The organism is uncultured Victivallis sp. (assembly GCF_944391105.1).
In the GTDB taxonomy this organism is placed as follows: domain Bacteria; phylum Verrucomicrobiota; class Lentisphaeria; order Victivallales; family Victivallaceae; genus Victivallis.
Genome location: NZ_CALXSK010000024.1, coordinates 25,255 through 42,605, shown reverse-complemented (window position 1 = coordinate 42,605; position 17,351 = coordinate 25,255). Strand labels below are relative to the sequence as shown.

General features: G+C 56.0%; 13 protein-coding genes. 6 read left to right on the top strand and 7 right to left on the bottom strand.

Going from position 1 to position 17,351, the window contains the following annotated elements; genetic code table 11:
• Window positions 1-122: 122 nt before the first annotated feature.
• A complete protein-coding gene (locus Q0K10_RS08960) occupies window positions 123-809 on the bottom strand; it encodes a hypothetical protein (protein ID WP_294506060.1) in 687 nt (228 codons plus the stop codon).
• Entirely contained in the window at window positions 803-2,470 is a 1,668-nt protein-coding gene (locus tag Q0K10_RS08955) for an ABC transporter ATP-binding protein (protein WP_294506058.1), read from the bottom strand. Before Q0K10_RS08955 ends, Q0K10_RS08960 begins: the two co-directional genes overlap by 7 nt.
• Between Q0K10_RS08955 and Q0K10_RS08950 the strand changes: the two genes are divergently transcribed.
• Window positions 2,433-2,657, top strand: coding sequence for a hypothetical protein (locus tag Q0K10_RS08950; RefSeq protein WP_294506081.1), 225 nt, complete (start codon window positions 2,433-2,435; stop codon window positions 2,655-2,657). The two genes, Q0K10_RS08955 and Q0K10_RS08950, sit on opposite strands and share 38 nt — an antisense overlap.
• Here Q0K10_RS08950 and Q0K10_RS08945 read toward each other — a convergent pair.
• Window positions 2,654-3,577, bottom strand: coding sequence for a hypothetical protein (locus Q0K10_RS08945; protein ID WP_294506056.1), 924 nt, complete (start codon window positions 3,575-3,577; stop codon window positions 2,654-2,656). The genes Q0K10_RS08950 and Q0K10_RS08945 overlap by 4 nt on opposite strands.
• A gap of 1,074 nt (window positions 3,578-4,651) precedes the next feature.
• Here Q0K10_RS08945 and Q0K10_RS08940 point away from each other — a divergent pair.
• From Q0K10_RS08940 to Q0K10_RS08930, 3 genes are all read left to right on the top strand, one after another.
• On the top strand, window positions 4,652-6,199 hold the full coding sequence (locus Q0K10_RS08940) for a protein kinase (RefSeq protein ID WP_294506054.1): 1,548 nt from the start codon (window positions 4,652-4,654) through the stop codon (window positions 6,197-6,199).
• 61 nt (window positions 6,200-6,260) lie between these two features.
• Entirely contained in the window at window positions 6,261-6,860 is a 600-nt protein-coding gene (locus tag Q0K10_RS08935) for a sigma-70 family RNA polymerase sigma factor (protein WP_294506052.1), read from the top strand.
• Between the two features lie 251 nt (window positions 6,861-7,111).
• Complete coding sequence (locus tag Q0K10_RS08930) at window positions 7,112-8,239, top strand: glycoside hydrolase family 99-like domain-containing protein (RefSeq protein ID WP_294506049.1); 1,128 nt, start codon at window positions 7,112-7,114, stop codon at window positions 8,237-8,239.
• Between the two features lie 77 nt (window positions 8,240-8,316).
• On the opposite strand, the gene Q0K10_RS08925 is transcribed toward Q0K10_RS08930, so the two are convergent.
• The 4 genes from Q0K10_RS08925 to Q0K10_RS08910 form a co-directional block, all read right to left on the bottom strand.
• Window positions 8,317-12,003, bottom strand: a complete 3,687-nt coding sequence (locus Q0K10_RS08925; RefSeq protein WP_294506047.1) for a hypothetical protein — start codon at window positions 12,001-12,003, stop codon at window positions 8,317-8,319.
• Window positions 12,004-12,025: 22 nt separating this feature from the next.
• The gene (locus tag Q0K10_RS08920; protein WP_294506045.1) at window positions 12,026-13,120 is read right to left on the bottom strand and encodes a LacI family DNA-binding transcriptional regulator; all 1,095 of its coding nucleotides are present in this window, start codon (window positions 13,118-13,120) and stop codon (window positions 12,026-12,028) included.
• Window positions 13,121-13,147: 27 nt separating this feature from the next.
• Window positions 13,148-13,828, bottom strand: a complete 681-nt coding sequence (locus tag Q0K10_RS08915) for a type II secretion system protein (RefSeq protein WP_294506044.1) — start codon at window positions 13,826-13,828, stop codon at window positions 13,148-13,150.
• Window positions 13,829-14,083: 255 nt separating this feature from the next.
• On the bottom strand, window positions 14,084-15,184 hold the full coding sequence (locus tag Q0K10_RS08910; protein WP_294506042.1) for a LacI family DNA-binding transcriptional regulator: 1,101 nt from the start codon (window positions 15,182-15,184) through the stop codon (window positions 14,084-14,086).
• A gap of 219 nt (window positions 15,185-15,403) precedes the next feature.
• Between Q0K10_RS08910 and Q0K10_RS08905 the strand changes: the two genes are divergently transcribed.
• Complete coding sequence (locus Q0K10_RS08905) at window positions 15,404-16,462, top strand: Gfo/Idh/MocA family oxidoreductase (RefSeq protein WP_294506041.1); 1,059 nt, start codon at window positions 15,404-15,406, stop codon at window positions 16,460-16,462.
• A 33-nt stretch (window positions 16,463-16,495) separates the two neighbouring features.
• On the top strand, window positions 16,496-17,281 hold the full coding sequence (locus tag Q0K10_RS08900; protein WP_294506039.1) for a sugar phosphate isomerase/epimerase: 786 nt from the start codon (window positions 16,496-16,498) through the stop codon (window positions 17,279-17,281).
• Window positions 17,282-17,351: the final 70 nt, after the last annotated feature.

Below are 17,351 nucleotides of genomic sequence, written 5' to 3'. Positions count from 1 at the left end.
TGAATCTTAATCCAATTCTTCTTTCAAGCACAACAAAATCCCTACCAGCGTCATCCATGACAATTCCATGAGCAGGATGAGTACCAGAACCGCTTGAATCCAGCCGGAAATCTCTTTGAACTTCATCGTTTGCTCCTGTCTTTAGAGTGAAAGAACGATATGATTTCATCTTTGTTCAAAGTTTGTTTTTCAAGCAACAATTCTGCCAGATCGACAACAAGACTGGAATGCGAGACGAGAACATTCCGGCTGGCAAGCTCTGCTTCTCTGATGATCTCAATGGCGTCTTCATCTGCTCTTCTCCGGTATTCCTCGCTGAACAGGCGGTAGGAGTTATCGTAAACGGAAACCGGCGCCACTTTCCCGAGCCGCCTCCCCATGCCGAACTTGGTCACCATATCAACCGCTATGGAACGCGCATCGGCAAAGTCATGAATTCCGCCGGTGGTGCGGGTATTCAAAAAAAGCTCTTCCGCAAGAGAACCGGCTAAAAGCGTTGAGATCCGGCTGCGCAGGGAGGTTTCCGTTTCGTTATGATGAGGACGTCTCTCTGTACTTATCATACCAAACGATTCTTCAGACGGATTGATGGTGATCTTCACGAGCAATTCTCGTTCGGGAAGATAACAGGAGCACACCGCATGTCCGGACTCGTGAAATGCCATGCACCGCAAATCCCATTCCGTCAGAATCCGCATGGACGGATCTGACAGTTTTTTTTCCGGATTCGAGCGGCGTTTTGCCAGAAGGAAACAGACCGCCAATCCGGTTGTTGTCATCAGAAAAAAGATTATGATAACACTTAACATTTTCGAGGCTTCCCGTTGATGCTGGTCTCCTTCAAACAGATCTCCTGGTCGCAGAGTTTTCTCATATCAGGATCGTGTGTGGCAAGAAATATCGTCATTTTTCCGCGCATCTGAACAATCAGCTGCCTGATTTTCATGCGGGATTGATAGTCCAGATGGTTGACGACTTCATCGAATATCAAGATGTCCGGTCTGCGAATCAAAGCCCTGGCAATGGCGATCTTCTGCCGTTCCCCGCCGGAGAGTCCGCCGCCTTCTCCGCCGATCGGGTGATCCAGCCCGTCCGGCATGCGTTTGACAATCGAATCGGCTCCGGAGAGCCTGAGCGCGTCTGCGATTTCAGCTTCTGAATAATTCTGATTTTTCAGTGTAATGTTATCCCGGATGGTTCCCGTAATCAGCAGGGAATCCTGAAATACCGAAGCGGTTTTGCGCCGGAACGATCTCTTCTGCCAGTGTGCAAGTTTTTTTCCCGCAATGACGATGCTGCCGGACTGCGGCTCGATATCCCCTGTGATGAGATGAAGAAAAGTTGTTTTTCCGGTTCCGTTTGCTCCGGTGACGGCGACGACGCTGCCTCCTTTTATCTCACAGGAGAAATCCTCGAATATCCTTCGCTCCGCCCGGGGATAGCGGAATGAAAGATGCCGGATGGATATATCTCCGCCGGCGGAAGGAATTATTTCGCCGGACAAAACATCTTCAACATCTTTCGATTTCAAGAGTTCATTCATGGAACGCACGCTTTCCGCAGTCGTCTCGACGGATGGGAGAAGTTGGAACAGACCGGAAAAGGCATTGAGCACAGAAAGAAAAAGCATTTGAAATGTGACAATGTCTCCCACGGGAATGTGTTTTTTCCAGGCCAGCCATCCCGCAACTCCGAGGACGGAATATTCTCCAAGAAACAGAATGAGTTTGTTCGTCCCTTCAAACTGAACTGCACAGCGGTCGTTTTCAAGGTTCATTTTCCGGAGCGCCCGGAATCTCGCCCCGGGAATGCTGACATACCGCTCTCCGGCATCCATCGACTTGAGAAAAGGGAATATCAGCATGAATTCGAAAACTTTGTTCATCGAGTTATCGTAAAGTGTGCGTATCGTTCGGTTCAAACGTCGAAAACGTTCGGTATACGGCAGGAATGCCGCCAGCATCAACGGCAGAAATACAAGGTACAGCAGCGCGATCAGCGGATTTTTACAGAGCACCATCACCAGTGCCAGAAGAATGCTCGTACTTGTGCCCAGCAGCATCGGATAGTACGTGCTCAAAAAAATAGACGCCACTCCCGTATCCCGGAAAAACTTCATGGCAACTTCTCCGGTTTTGCAGCCATTCGTCACGCCGGGCTTCAGGGACTGGAATGCCAGAAGGAGGCTCAACTGTAAATCCTGTTCCTTCCGGCGGGCAATATTCTGAATCATACCCCTTGTCCAGACGTTCAGCAACAATGCCGTGAATGCAGAACCGGCAAGACAGAGAAAGACCCCGAGCGCCGTTCCGCCATAAACCAGCGCGTCGATAAAGGCTCCGGAAAGAAAAGGTATCGTCACAACCAGTGCGGAATGCAACACCAGGAGGAGACTGTATCGAACTATCCCCGGTACATTCAGCAAGGGAAGTATGCAGAAAAAGGAGTCTTTCACTTTGCTGATTTTCATTTCGACCAGCCTCTTAAAAGCAGGATGTGATCTTCTGTTTTCTTCTGAAAAAACGGGGCTTCAGACGGTCGGAGAAGGTGGAGTTTTGAGCAATGCGGGGGAATTCTTCCGTCATTCTGCAAAAATCACCCATTCCGCCTTTTCTGCAGTGTCTATCTCCCCGGAAGCCCGGGTTCGGCTTTTTTAAAGTGTGACAACTGATGTCGGATCCAGAATGGCATCCGCCACTTCATTGTGCAGGGGGAGTCCGTCTTCATCATCGAGCCAGCCGAATTGTCCTTCCGGATTGACTTCAAGGAACTGCGGTTCGCTTCCTCCGATGATAAAATCCAGTCGCCCATATTTCAGCTTCAGATCCCGCATGTACAGGTCGATTTTACGTTCAAAATCCCTGCCCGCGGACCACGGAATCCATCGATTGTCCGGAGTCCCCTGCGTGACCCGCCAGTCTGTCAAGCTCCCTCTGGGTGTGGCAAATTGATAACAATGAACGTTACCGTTGATGTAAAGAACGGTGGCGTCGCGGTTTCCTTCGGCTATTTCCTGGGTGAACCACGGCCACGACGGATCGAGAGCCGCCTGATCGACGATTTTTGCATAAGCCATTTCGCCGTTGGAAAAGGGGCGTTGCGTCAATGGTTTGGCAATCACCGGCTTGGATGGGAGTGAGAACCCCCAGTGCAGTTTGAAATCTGGTACGTGAAAATATTTTTCTGCAACCTTCATCTGCCACGTTTTGGCGTATCCAAATCCGTGCGGACGCCATAAGCGGATCAAGTTATGTTCCGCCCCATAGCACATAAAGCAGTCGTACAGCCTGTTCAGCCAGGAGATCAACCAATCTTTTTCAGCATGATACTCCTGGCGGTTGTCAAATGACTGCCACATTGGAATCAAGCCCTTGTAAAAAACCATCGCCGTAATTTCCGACGATCGGCAATGTCGTCCAGCGGGATCGGATATTTCAAATTCATCCTTGTTCCAGTTGAGGCTGTAATTGTCGAACATGTCCAGATTGAAACGAAATGCCGGGAGTTTGCGTTCAGCAAAAACCTCCATCAGCATGTTGCTCGAACCGGATATTTTGCTGCTGAGCAAAAAAATCATTTTCCCATGTATCCTGCCTTGAAAGGTTGATGAAAAACGAAGTGAACGAAGAACTGGCGTTCACTTCGTTTCGGTAAAGTGGATCAGTCAGTATAACTGTCCGTAGTATTGTCATCCTGTATATTGATAGTACTTGAGCGGGTTCCCATGGAGGTCATATTGTTCGTTCCGAATTTGCAGGAATCATACTCGTAGACCTGTTTTTCCCAGTTATACTTGCCGGAGATATCCAGCGGGGTCGTTTTGGCCTGAAGGTCAATCGGTCGAATTATTTTTTTCATGACAACTCTCCATTTCCGTATCCTGATTTTCCGGATACCCAATCTGTTATTTGACCAAATGAGAAACTACCATAACGTTGGTTTGTACGTGTCTGGGCTGACAAGGCATTTTTCATATGTCCAGGCGGATCACCTCCCTTCTTTCGGTTCATTATTCGCGGGTGTTTTCTCGCGCCCCTCCTCATTTTGTCGGCAACAGCGGATTGACAGGCCCATGCGGTTCCCGAAATTCCGCTCTGCTGAGAAGTTATCGTCCGATCTTATTCATGGAGAAGCGGCCGGGCAGGTGGTTTCCGCCGAGTGAGTGGTACTTGCAAGTTTCTTCGTGCGGACGGAAATCTGCTCCCGACCGGAACGCCTCTCTACTGTGTCTTACTGACTTGTCGAAAGGCCGATCTTACACGGAAGGCAAAAAAAAGAGCAAAAAAAAGCACGCTCCACTCTTCCGCTGCACGAAAAGGCACTTGCAAGCCCGCCACTCAACGAAAAAGCAGAACGCGCAAAAAGAATCGTACCCATTGTCCGGGCACAATCATTCCAAGCACGCTCAGTTTTCGGATCCTTGAATGGCTGATAAGAGTTGCAAGTTTTATCGTACAAGTCCGATGACTGATCTATGATTTTCATCAACACTGCCGGAAAATCCGACATGTAAACAATATATTCCCAACGTCTTCGTTTGTCAAAGTCTCATCCGGTATTTTTCCCGGAATTTCCGCTTCTGTTCTGGAAATAAAACACTTTTATGTTAGATTAAACCGGAATGGTTCAAAACAGAAGGAGGAGAAATTCAATGAGGACCGGGACCGATTTTCATGGGCTTGAATTGCTGACTTTTTGCGGCTGCGGTGCGCTGGGCGAGGTTTACCGCTGCCGCGACCTCTCCGGCAAAATCATCGCAGTCAAGATCATCCCGAAACAGAAGCTCGGCGGAGAGTGGAAGCGTGAACTCAAAGGCGTCTCCTATTACCGCTCCTTGACCGAAACCAGTTCAGAACTGCTGCAAATCCACCATGTCGGGGAGGATGACGAAAATTTTTTCTATACCATGGACGCTGCGGACAACGCCGTGCTCGACGGCGATTCCTACGTGCCGGATACGCTCGCGTACCGTCTTCGCGCCGGACGGATTCCGCCGCTCTCCCTCATCCGGATCGCGCGCGACATCCTCGAAGGGTTGTCCGTCATCCACGCCGCCGGCCTCTTCCACCGCGACATCAAACCCGAAAACATCCTCTTTGTGAACGGAAAAGCCCGCATCGGCGACATGGGGCTGATGGCTTCCGAACAGACCATGCTCACCCACATGGCCGGAACGCTGGCGTTTCTGCCGCCGGAGATGCGGTCGGACAATTTCACTGCGGAAGCCCCCGTCGTCTCCCGCGGGGACTTCTATGCGCTCGGCAAAGTGATCTACTGCGCGTTCACCGGGAAATCGCCGGAGGAGTTTCCCTCGCTCCCCGTGGACATGCCGATGGACAGCGGCTCGAAGCAGCTCGTTCATCTCTGCCTCGCGCTGTGTGAAACCGATCCGGCCGAGCGCTGCAGTTCCCCGCAGCAGATCCGTCAGCTGCTCGACCGCGCCGAGCGGATCATCCTGCACGGAGAAAGCCGCAAAGATCGGTTTTTCGACACGATGCGCCGTGTCGGAGACTTTGCGTTCCGCTCTCTCAGGCGACAGGGGAAGCAACTGCGTCGGCACTGGCTTCCGGCACTTCTGATCCTCTGCATGTTCGGCGGGATCGTCTGGCTGCTCCTGCCGGAGAAACCGTACGATCTCGCGGACGAAAAGACCAAAACGTTCCAGAGCAAACAGGCAGACTTTTCCATGACCATCCCTTTCAACTGGGACCCCATCACCGAAGAAACGGTGAATCAAATCGTTGAAGATATTAGTCAAAAGGAGATGAGTGAACAGGAGCGGAAACGGATCGAATTCCTCAAAGCCCTGCTCGAAATGGGGGCGGATTATATTCTCACCAGCGCAGATGGTGGTTTTATCAACAGCATCGCAATCCAGTCCATGCCGTTTCCCGGACAGGAGCTTATGGCCATGTCCGATGATGATATGCGAATCGGGATAAAGAGTCTGTATCAGGGAGAACTTGCTTTCAAGACGGAGATTTACGAGATCTCCCGCGTCGAAGTCAATGGACGGCCGGGTATCAGAATCTATCTCTCCCACGAACCGGATAAATATCGGATTCTGAACTACGTGCTCCCCACGGGAAAAAATTCCGTGTCCATCGCTCTGACTGCAACAGTGAATACGTTTCCGGAGTTGCGTGAGCAGTTCGAGCAGGTGATCGGGACGGTGAAATTCGGAAAAAATTTTCAATGACTCTGCAAGATCCGCGATGTTGTTCCATAGTAAGTTTATGAAACAGCATCATGGAGGCGCCATGTTTACGACCAGAAAATCCCTGCTGCGCAAGGTTCGCTCCGGCGACGAACTCTCCTGGAACGAATTCTACGCCGCATACAAACCGCTGATTCTGTTGTGCGGCCGCGACTGCGGCCTGACCGGCGATGAGTGCCGGGAGCTCGTTCAGCAGGTCATGACCGAAATCTTCCGGAAGAACATCCTCGGAAAATATGAGATCGACCGCGTTCCCGATCATGTGATGTTCCGTTACGATCCGGCCCACGGCCGCTTCCGCCATTTTCTGCGCGGCATCATCCGGAATCATGCGATCCGCATCTACCACAACCGCCCCCGCTTCGAACTGCGGGAACAGCTTCCGGACATCATTTCCGACGAGGCGTGGGAGCGGACCTGGGACGAGGAGTGGGAGAAACACGTGTTCTCCATGGCGTGCACGGAGCTGAAGAAACGGGTCAAATCCGTCACCTGGCTGGCGTTCGAGATGTATGCCCTTCAGAATCGTCCGGCAGAAGAGGTCGCGGAATTTCTGAATGTTTCCGTGTCAACGGTTTACACAGCCAGAAGCCGCTGCGTCTCCATGCTCAGAACCATCATCGACGAACTTGAGGAGAATTGAATTCCGCCCCGCACCTCTGCCGGGATGAACTCCGCCTGCGGTTCGTTCCGCATTCCGGACCCTCCGGGAGTTCTGCCGCCGCGAGACCGACTCGAAAGAACTGCGCAAATCTGCCGGAGCCGAATAAAAATCGGTGCGAAACCCGCCGCCGCGTTTGAAAAAAACGGTTTGGACGTGTAAACTATGAGATCAACAATTCAATCGTCCGGGTTGTGGGGACATTTTCGGATCGGCAAGGGAGTCGTTTGTGAATGGGTAAGTTTCGTTTTATCGCCTTTTATCTGCCTCAATACCATCCGACTCCGAACAACGACCGCTGGTACGGAGCGGGGTTTACGGAATGGACCAATCTCGGAAAAGCCAGAAAATGCTATCCCGGCCATGATTTTCCCCACGTGCCGGGTGAACTCGGATATTACGACCTGCGCCTGCCTGAAACCCGCGAGGCTCAGGCGAATCTGGCCCGCGAGTATGGTATCGAAGGGTTCTGCTACTACCACTACTGGTTCGGCAACGGAGTTCGCGAACTGGAGCGGCCTTTCCATGAAGTTCTGCACTCCGGCAAGCCGGATTTCCCGTTCTGCCTCTGCTGGGCGAATCAGACCTGGAAGATGAAAATGTGGAACAAGGACGCGGTCATCGACGCGAAAATTCTCCAGGAGCAGCGCTATCCCGGCCCGGAGGATGAACGGGCTCATTTTGAAGCCTGCCTGCCGGCATTCCGGGATCCCCGTTATATCCGGGTGGACGGGAAACCGCTCTTCATGATCTACCGCCCGCTGGAACTGCCGGATCCCGCCGCGTTCATGGAACACTGGCGGCGCCTGGCTCGCGAAAATGGTCTGGAAGGAATTTTCTTCATCGGCCAGACGCCCAACGCCGACCGGGAACTCGCCCCCATTCTGGAGACCGGGGTCGATGGCGTCAACACCTTGCGCATGCACGACTACCGGCGCAGGTGGAATCCGGTGAAGTATGCGTTGAAACGTCTGTGGTGGAATTTGTCTCCATACCCGAAGATCGTCAACTACAAAGATGTTTCGCGCTTTTTCATCGCCGGGGAGGATCGACGGGAAAATGTTTTCCCGTCGGTGCTGCCGAACTGGGATCACTCCCCCCGTTCCGGGCGGGGCGGCAGCATCATTCACGGTTCGTCTCCGCAGCTTTTCGGGCGGAATGTCCGGGACGCCCTGAACGCGGTGGAAGCCAAACAGCCCGATCACCGGTTGATCTTCATCAAATCCTGGAATGAGTGGGGCGAGGGGAACTACATGGAACCGGATCTGCGGTTCGGACGCGGCTATCTGGAAGCGTTGAAGCATGCCGTGGAGTCTGAGGAGGCCGGCTCGCCGCGCTCCTTGCCCGGTCCCGGCCGATGAGGCCCGCGGGAATAATCGATGCCGCCGGGGAGGGGAATGCGGCTCCTCCGGCGGCATGAATGAATCGGTTTCCCCGTTTACGGTTCGAACCGGAGGTCGTCGATGTACGCCTTTACCGCGGTGTTGCCGCCATTGTAGAAGAAGAGCTCTCCGCGCAGGTCGGCGGCGGTCATCCGATTCTTTGCCATATTCAGGTCGCGGTTGAATTCGAGGCGGATGCGCTTCCACTGCTTCGTCTCTTCGCCGAGCGGGATCGACGCGGAGCCGCGCCGGCTCCAGTCATGGTTCGGCAGCACAAGCTGCAGTGCGCCCGGAGTCTCCGATTTCACGAGGAAACTCACCGCCGTGCACCGTTTCGTTCGAACCGCATCCCGGTCGAACCGGGTGAAGATGGCCGGTGCCGCGGAGCCCGTTGCCGCCGGAGCGGCGAAGTCGAAACGAACCGCCGCCGCTCCATCCGCGACGTTTTCCGGTTCCGCGTCGATGCGAACCACCGCGTATTTCGCCCCGTTTCCGGCGGTTTCCCACCGGATTGCGCCGGTGCGCTCGTCACCGGCCGGGACGAACTGCGCGGAGTCGTCGTCCGCCGCGGTTTCGATCAGTATCGCGAGGAGGTTCACCATCGCGGAGATTTCCCAGTCCGCAAGGCCGGCTCCGAGAACCTGACCTGCACAGCCCGGCATCGAGAGCGTCCGGAAGAGCATGCGTTCAATGTCCGCGCGGTCATACGGATGCTGCATCGCGGCATTGCCCGCGATCCGGCTGTACAAATAGGGTGCTCCCGTCCGGTAAGCCAGATCGCGGTATTTCGCTTCATAGTTGCGCAGCGGAGCGGAGAGTTTTTCGTTCGAATGGTAGAAGTTCAGCAGTTCGAACGGTACTCCCTTGCTCGTACTGTAAAAATCCTTGCCGTCGATGAAGTGCTGCAGCAGTCCTTTTGAAATGGCGGTCGGCCACAGCGACGGCCAGCCTTCACCGTATCCCTGCGAGACGCCGAGCGGCAGATAACGTCCCCGGTATCCCTCCTGACCGGTTTCGGCCATTTCGTGAATGACCGGGGCGAGGTGCGGCGGAATCGGGAAGTTCAGCGAATTGTAGAACTCCGCCTGATTCAGCCGCGCGCCGGTCGCAACGGCGGCTTTCGCGGCCATGTATCGGCCGAAATCGGCCTCGTCCGGTCGCCCGAGCGCCTCCTTGATCCGCGTCATGCCGCACCAGCCGGCAAGTTCGGCGTTCAGCATGTCGATGTTGTTGCCCATGCCCCATTCGACCGCGACTGACGCCATCCACGCCCAGTCGTTGGCGGAGAGGTAGTTGCTCATGAAGAGGTCGATGTACGGCTCGTTCGATTCGAAGAAGGCCGGATCTTCGAACATACGGCTGTAAAGGCCGAGCGTCTGGAGGAAGATTCCCGCCGTTTCATTCATGTCATGGAACATCCAGTAACCGTCGTTGTATCGCACCGGCGCGATAAACGCCATCAGATACCAGGCGCCGGTGAACGGCTCCGGCCGGTAGCGCAGAAAGGTCTTGTACTGGAAGAATTCGATGTCGCGCCGGATGTTGCGGAGAATTTTCGCATTGAGCTGTTCGCGCGCTTCGTCATATCCCTTTACGCCGTCGAGGTAGGGCTTGAACATGAGGTTGCCGGTCACGCCGCCGAGTGTGCGGTGCAGATCGATGTAGTTCCATTTCGCCGCTTCGTTTCCGGATTTCGAGGAGGTCGCTTCGCGCAGTTCGCGTTCGGGGTAGATGCGCCCCTTCTGCCGTTCCACTATGCTGTAATCGGGGGCGATATAAACCTGTTTAACCACGTTGAGGTGTTCGACGATCCGGTCGAAAAGCGCCTTGTTCGCCGCGAGGTCGAGCCGCGGATCGGTCGCCGTCACGGGCAACCGGTACTCCATGTCCGGGATGGGAAGCGTGTATTCGGACCGCGTCCCCGGGGCGGCCCACATCGGCCCGTAAAGCGTCGCAAAATCGACGTCTTCGGCATCGCCGATTCCAACAGCCGCGACCTCGGCGTAGAGCGGCAGCAGCGACGGAACTGGCGCGATGAATTCCGGCTCCACGCCCCAGTCGTTCGAAATGGTCAGATATTCGAAGTCGTTGCGAACCGTGGCCGTACCGGCTTCCTTGTCGAGTTTGTAACTCTCCTTGCAGTCAATGGTTCTGGCCGCGAGCCGCCGATTCCAGCGGGCGCACTTTTCCGCGATTTCGTCCGGCAGCGATTTGCGCCACGCGGCCGTCTCGGCGGGAGTGTAATGGCGGACGCCCGCCAGCGGCATGGCCGAGAGGTCGATCCCGCGTTTTTCAAAGGTGAGTTCGAGCCGTTTCCCCTCCATCTTCGCCGCCGCGATCCGGCGATTGAAGGAGAAGAGCAGCGGCCACGCGTTGTAGTTCCCCTCCCGGTTCCAGACGAGGAACCAGTTGGAGGCGAGTCCGCCGAGATCGACTGCCGACCCGGGCTTGAGCTCAATCGTGCGGGTCCTGCCGTCGACCGGGAATGCGAGGTACCCGAGCATCGGACTTTCGATCGAGACACGGTTCACATCCGGATTGCGCAGCAGCACGCCCGGTGTTCCGAGTCCCCAGACGATCTCGGTCGATGCTCCCCAGCGGCCGCCGGTTCCGACCATGCTTTTCCCGAGCCAGTTCGTGTTCAATGCCGCGAGCCTGCCCGGAGTGTGGATGCCGGAGAAACTCACCCCGAAATAATCCTGTTCCACGTCCCACATCCGGAACGTCTGTTCCGGGCGGATGCTCAACGCGTTCACGCGGTCGTCGTTCAGCCAGCCGAACCGTCCGAAATTTTTGCGGCTGATTCCTTCGCGGAATCCATCCGCATCCGGGGCGGCCGCACGGAAAACCGGCCGTTCGCGCGGCTCGACGGAAAGACCGAGTCCATAGGCGAAGATGAGATCGGCGGAGCCCGGTTTCAACGCTCCCGCGTAGGCGATCACCCGTCCTGAACCGTACGGTTTTTCCGCGATTTCAGGTGCTCCGTCGGCGGAGGCATGCAGCAGTTTTGCGCCGTCGGCGAGTTTTACGTTCAGCAGATAGGCGGGTTTTCCGTCACGGTCGCGTTTGGCCGTTTCCGGGTAGAGGTCGGCACGATTCAGCGCGAGCGGATTCATTTTGTCGAGCTGTGCGTTGTTCACGCCGAAGAAGAGGGCGGTTCCGCCGTTGCGCACGTAGGTTTCGAGCGCTTTGAGCGTCTCCTCCGGCAGCGGAGAGTAGCTCGAGACGACCACGCAGTCCGGCTTGCCCGTCTCCGGGAAATTGCGCAGCGGCTCGATGAGATTCTCCTCACCGTTCAGCCAGAAGGCGAATCCCTCGGGGGTTACGCTGTCGAGCAGATAAACGACCCGCCGGGCGAATTCTCCGCCGCGCACGTAGAATTTCTGGCGGAAGAACTCCTCATTCCCCGGTTTTGCCGGCCGGATCTCAAGCGTGTGCCAGCCGGTGCGCAGGGTTTTGACCTGTTCCGGCGCGAGAAGCCGGAAAACCGCGAGGTTGTTGTGCTCTTCGAATGTTTCCACTTTCCCTTCGGTGACAACTTGATTCGACAGATCGACGATGCGGAATTCCACTCCGCCCGGGATTTCCCGGGGTTCTCCGTTGAATTCATAGGTGAAGTAGAGCGACTCGGAAGGGGTCAGAAAGTGGTCGGTTCGTTCGAACCAGAATCCGGACGGGATTGCGGAGCCCGCCAGCGCCAGCGAAATGCCGGTGGCGACGGCGGCGAGGAGTTGTTTCATCATATTGTTACCTCCGGGTTATGTTTTATTCGTGCTGAATCAGAATGGTTGGAATTTCTATCCGGCAGGGGGCTTCGGTACGATCCGTCTCCCGTTTCCGGATCAGTTCACAGACCCGGTCGGTCAGCTGGGCGTAATCGACACTGCTGGTCAGAATCGCGGGATGCCAGTGCTGGAATTCGTGGAAATCGCCCTCGCCGGAGAAAAGAATCTCCCTGCCGGGATGAAATCCCAGTTCGAACGCGGTTGCCGCCGCTCCCTGCGCGACGATGTCGTTGTGACAGATCACCGCATCGGACCGGGCCAGAACGTCCCGTTCGCGGATCAACAATTCACGGGTCAGGCTGAATTCGCGGAACATGTTGAAATCCCCCGCATTGCGCGGAGAAAGAATCACCCCCGTGCAGTCCGGGTGCGCCGCGAGTGCGCGCTTGAATCCTTCGAGCTTCATCTCGGCGTCGTAGCCGTAGTAGTCGGGGCGGAGCGCCTTGACGTTGCAGCTTGAGACGAAAAGAAAACGGCGTCTGCCGAGTTCGTAAAAATGATCGAACAGCATTTCGATCTGCCGGTCGTTCCGCCAATAGAGAAAATCAAACTCCTCCTCCACTCCGGTGAAATCGCCGTGCCGCCGGAAATCCCCGGTTGAGTAGACTTCGATCATCGGCAGGTTGCGGCGCGACAAGGTGTCGCACAGCAGACTGTGGAGCTGCCCGAAGTTGATGACGCAGTCGAGGTCGAGCAGCCGGGTGTTCCACTGTTCGCGCGAGTCCTCGTCGGTCACCCGGATGATCTCAAGAGCCATGTCAAGACGCTCATCCAGCGCGACTTCGAGTTCGCGCAGAAATCGCTGTACAAGTGGAATTCCGGAGGTGTACAGCACCGGAGAACTGCAATCCTCCCCCATGACGAATCCCACCCGTCCGCGCCGCGACTGGTTGCGGCGCATGAGAATCCCACCGATATGCGGACGGTAGTTCAGCTGGCGCATCGCCGCTTTGACCCGGCCGCGTGTGTCGCGCGAAAGCGGGAACACCTCGGTGCCGTTGATGAAATTCGACACCGTGGTGGTCGATACCTTCGCGGTTTTCGCGATGGTGTTGATGTTGACTTTCGTATCCATGCTGTTTTCGAATATCCGGAGCCGCGGTCAGTTTTCGCTCTCCGCTTTGTTTGCCCGCCAGTGCCGCTTGAAAAGAGCCTGGTCGGAGACAGTAGCCGTGTTGAACTGGACGTTTCCGACGTTGCCGCCGAGGAACAGGAACGTTCCCTTGGCGCTGCCATGTGTCCACTGTTCCTGCGAATTTCCGCTCGGAACCTGAAATCCATACTGAAATGCGGCGGTTCCGCTGTAAAAAACCATTCCCTCATGCGGCTGGCAGACCAGAGAGATCAACTGGGATGGACGGTTTTTCGTTTGCAGATACGCCCCCTTGATGCAGGAGGCGTCCGCATTTCCCCAGAGATAACCATTGCACCGATAACTCTTCGGATTGCCGTTGACCGCCAGCGCCGCATCAGTGCGTTGAATCTGATCACTCGGGCATTTGAAAAGTTTTGTCACCCGGCCGTCGTATTGATTCAGGGAGTTCACCAAACAATGTTCCCAGCTCTTGCCGTTGGAGTCTGCGGTTGCTTCCGGCAACCGGTCTTTGTTGTTGTCGGCGTACATCTGAATTTGAAGCCCGATCTGCCGCAGATTATTCTTGCAGCTGCTTTCCCGTGCCCGCTCCCGTGCCTGGTTCAGCGCCGGCAGCAGCATCGAGGCGAGTATTGCGATGATCGCAATCACGACCAGAAGCTCGATCAATGTGAATTCGCTTTTTCTCATGATATTCTTTCCTCTCTTTGGTTGAATACAGCTGGAACCGGGAATTGGAATCATTCGCTGAAACTTCTTGGTTTAAGTTACACGTGAATTGTATATCCTGCTATAATTATACCCAATTCTCCGGCGATTGTCAAGAGGAAAACAAAAAAAATTCAAAAAAATAGTGTCTGGGAAGATCATCGGAATCATGCATTTCCGGAAAGTTTCGACGGGAATCCGGTCCCCCCGTGTGCAACGGGGGGGGGGCGCCGCGGTCTACGGATTCACGAGCAGGGTGGGAATCTCCTCGCGGCGGAATGCGTCGGTGCTTCCTTCGGCGCGCAACCGGATCAATTCGCAAATCCTCCGGGTGAGAGCCGGGTAGTCGACACTGCTGGTGGTGATGACCGGATACCAGTATTGCAGTTCGCGGAAGTTGCCTTCTCCCGAGAGCAGCAGATTGCGGCCCGGGATGCGGCCGCGTTCGAGCGCGCAGGAGGCGACGCCGTGCGCGACGATGTCGTTGTGGCAGATCACCGCCTCGACGTCGTCGAGCGCTCCGGGACGCGAGGCAAGAAGCTCCCGCACCTGCGCGAACTCCCGGAACATGTTGAAGTCTCCGCTCATCGGCGGCGTGAGAACCGTGCCGGTACAGTCGGGATGGGCCGCGAGAGCGCGCAGAAATCCGTCGAGTTTCGCCTGCGCGTCATACCCGTAAAACTCCGGCCGCTGCGATCTGACGTTGAAACTTGACATGTAGAGGAAGCGCCTTGCTCCTTTCGCGTAAAAGTGTTCGAACGCCATCTCGATCTGCCGGTCGTTCCGCCAGTAAAGGAGGTCGAACTCATCCTCGACGCCGGAGAAGTCGCCGTGTCGCCGGAACCGTTCGGTCGAGGAGACTTCGATCATCGGAAGATTGCGCCGGGAGAGCGTGTCGCACATGAGCGCATTGATCTGTCCGAAGTTGATGAGGCAGTCAAGCCCCAGCAGACGTTCGTTCCAGTCGGTGCGTGAATCTTCATCGCCAACGCGCAGGATTTCGAGCGACATGCCCAATTTTTGGAAAAGCACCTGTTCGAGTTCGAGCAGAAACCGTTGCACAAGCGGGATCCCCGCTGAAAAAAGCACCGGCTGCGTACAATCCTCGCCCATGACGAAACCGACCTTGCCCGGCCGGGTCGCCTGGCGGCGGATCAGCACGCCGCCGATATGCGGGCGGTAATTCAGTTTTCGCATCGCCGCCCGGATTCGTCCGCGCGTCTCCGCAGAAATCGGAAACACCTCCGTACCGTTGATGAAGTTCGACACCGTCGTGGTCGAAACCTTTGCCGTTTTCGCAATCGTATTGATATTGACCTTTTCTGCCGGTGGCTCCATCGGACTCCCCGCCGTTTCACAGTTAACGTATATCACCTTGTATTAAGTATACCCGGCGTTTCGGTTTTTTGCAACCCGGAAATCGATTTTGTGTCCGGCCGGCCATGTTTTCACCGCAATTTTTTCCGGTGACAATTGCAAACCTGCGGAATAAAAGGTATATTACCGTCAGGACGGGTGAAACCGTTTCTTATCGATCATCCAACACAGGACGGAGTTATGGCAGAGAAAATTCGGGTCGGAATCTGGGGGCTCGGGCGGGCCGGCAACAATATGCACATCCATGAACTCGGATTGTTTCCGGAAATGTTCGAAATCGTCGCCGGCTGCGACTGGGACGCTTCACGGCGCGAAGCCGCGGCACAGAAACTTCCCGGCAGACCGATCTACGCGAACGGAGAGGAGCTGCTGAAAGATCCGAACGTCGAACTTGTTTCGGTCGCGACCCGCTCCCCCGATCACGTGAAACATGCGATCGCGGCGGTCAATGCCGGGAAAATGGTCATGGTGGAAAAACCGATGGCGTGTTGCATCGGGGACGCTCTCGAACTTCAGAAAGTTTCCGACGCGAATCCCGGCAGGGTGTTCGTGCGTCACAACCGCCGGTTCGAGGCGGCCTTTTCGCACATCCGCGAAATCATCAAATCCGGCAAACTGGGTGAAATTTTCGAGATCAAACTCTGCCGCCACGGCTACCAGTGGCGCGCGGACTGGCAGACGATTCTTGAGTGCGGCGGCGGTCAGCTGTTGAACTGGGGACCGCACCTTGTCGACCATGCGTTGCAATTTCTGGAGAGTCCGGTCAAGGAGCTCTGGAGCGATCTGGCGATCGTCGCCTCCCGCGGGGACGCGGAGGATCACGTCAAGATTGTGTTCAAGGGCGAAAACGGCCGGGTCGTCGATGTCGAGATCTCCGGCGGCGCCGCGCTCAGCGATCCGATCTACGCGGTCCGCGGCAGCCGCGGCACGCTCATGAGCTGGGATGAAAAGCGGCTGAAACTCAAGTATCTCGCCCCCGGATACCCCGAGTGCAACTCCCCTGCTTCGCCGGAAAATCCCCCGCTCGACGGTGGTTTCGGCGGGCAGATCAGTCCGGTCTGGGTCGAAGACGACCTCGGCGTAGCCCCCTCCAACGGCGACGAACCCCACAAGATCTGGAACTATCTCTACCGGGCGATCCGCTGCGGCGAACCGTATCCGATCACGATGGCTCAGGCCGTGGAAGTGGTCCGGGTCATCGATCAGGTCAAGAAAACCCCGATTCGCGACGTCCGCTGAACTCCATGAAACGAAACCAAGGAAGGCAATCAAATGAAAGCTCCCGACTCCCAGATCGCGGTCACGCTCTACAATCTGCGCGACTTTTGCCAGACGGAAAGCGACCTCGACAAAACCCTCGACAAAGTCTGTGAAATCGGCTATCAGGCCGTTCAGGTCTCCGGCACGCCGCTCGCCGCCGACGTCATCAAGCGGCAGCTCGACCGTCACAACCTCTTCTGCTGTGCGACCCATGAGGGGATCGACACGCTCAAAGGCGACGCGGCCCCGCTTATCGACCGGCTTCAGACGCTCGAATGCGACTTCACGGCGCTCGGTGCGCCCCCGGAGGAATACCGCAGCAGCGTCGAAGGAGTGAACGAGTTGATCCGTATCTTCGAAACGATGGGCGCGAAGCTGCTGGAGAAGGGGATCCGCCTCGGTTATCACAATCACCACTTCGAATTTGAGCGGCTGCCGGGAACCCGCGAGATCGTGCTGGACTACTTCTACCGGAACAGCAATCCCGATCTGGTCGCGGCCGAGATCGACGTTCACTGGGTCACGCGCGGCGGCCAGAATCCCGTGAACTGGATTCACAAGGTCGGCAAGCGCATGCCGGTGATCCACTTCAAGGATTTCGCGATCATCGACGGCGGCACTCCGGTTTTCTGCGAGATCGGCGAGGGCAACCTCGACTGGCCCGCGATCATCCAGGCGTGTCGTGAGGAGGGGGTTCGCTGGTACTCGATCGAACAGGACGCGCTCTTCCGCGACCGGGATATCTTCGAGTCGATCAAAATCTCCTTCGACAATCTGAAGGCGATGGGCGTGAAGTAATGGTTGATGCAGAGCGGCCTGCGGGGGGGGATGCTCTCCGCCGGGCCGCCTCTTTTTTTACGGTGATTTG

Excerpts from the sequence above, each read along its gene's own strand:
- Q0K10_RS08960 (WP_294506060.1), bottom strand. The coding sequence starts at position 809 with ATGTTAAGTGTTATCATAATCTTTTTTCTGATGACAACAACCGGATTG.
- Q0K10_RS08950 (WP_294506081.1), top strand. The coding sequence starts at position 2,433 with ATGCAGAAAAAGGAGTCTTTCACTTTGCTGATTTTCATTTCGACCAGC.
- Q0K10_RS08955 (WP_294506058.1), bottom strand. The coding sequence starts at position 2,470 with ATGAAAATCAGCAAAGTGAAAGACTCCTTTTTCTGCATACTTCCCTTG.
- Q0K10_RS08945 (WP_294506056.1), bottom strand. The coding sequence starts at position 3,577 with ATGATTTTTTTGCTCAGCAGCAAAATATCCGGTTCGAGCAACATGCTG.
- Q0K10_RS08940 (WP_294506054.1), top strand. The coding sequence starts at position 4,652 with ATGAGGACCGGGACCGATTTTCATGGGCTTGAATTGCTGACTTTTTGC.
- Q0K10_RS08935 (WP_294506052.1), top strand. The coding sequence starts at position 6,261 with ATGTTTACGACCAGAAAATCCCTGCTGCGCAAGGTTCGCTCCGGCGAC.
- Q0K10_RS08930 (WP_294506049.1), top strand. The coding sequence starts at position 7,112 with ATGGGTAAGTTTCGTTTTATCGCCTTTTATCTGCCTCAATACCATCCG.
- Q0K10_RS08925 (WP_294506047.1), bottom strand. The coding sequence starts at position 12,003 with ATGATGAAACAACTCCTCGCCGCCGTCGCCACCGGCATTTCGCTGGCG.
- Q0K10_RS08920 (WP_294506045.1), bottom strand. The coding sequence starts at position 13,120 with ATGGATACGAAAGTCAACATCAACACCATCGCGAAAACCGCGAAGGTA.
- Q0K10_RS08915 (WP_294506044.1), bottom strand. The coding sequence starts at position 13,828 with ATGAGAAAAAGCGAATTCACATTGATCGAGCTTCTGGTCGTGATTGCG.
- Q0K10_RS08910 (WP_294506042.1), bottom strand. The coding sequence starts at position 15,184 with ATGGAGCCACCGGCAGAAAAGGTCAATATCAATACGATTGCGAAAACG.
- Q0K10_RS08905 (WP_294506041.1), top strand. The coding sequence starts at position 15,404 with ATGGCAGAGAAAATTCGGGTCGGAATCTGGGGGCTCGGGCGGGCCGGC.
- Q0K10_RS08900 (WP_294506039.1), top strand. The coding sequence starts at position 16,496 with ATGAAAGCTCCCGACTCCCAGATCGCGGTCACGCTCTACAATCTGCGC.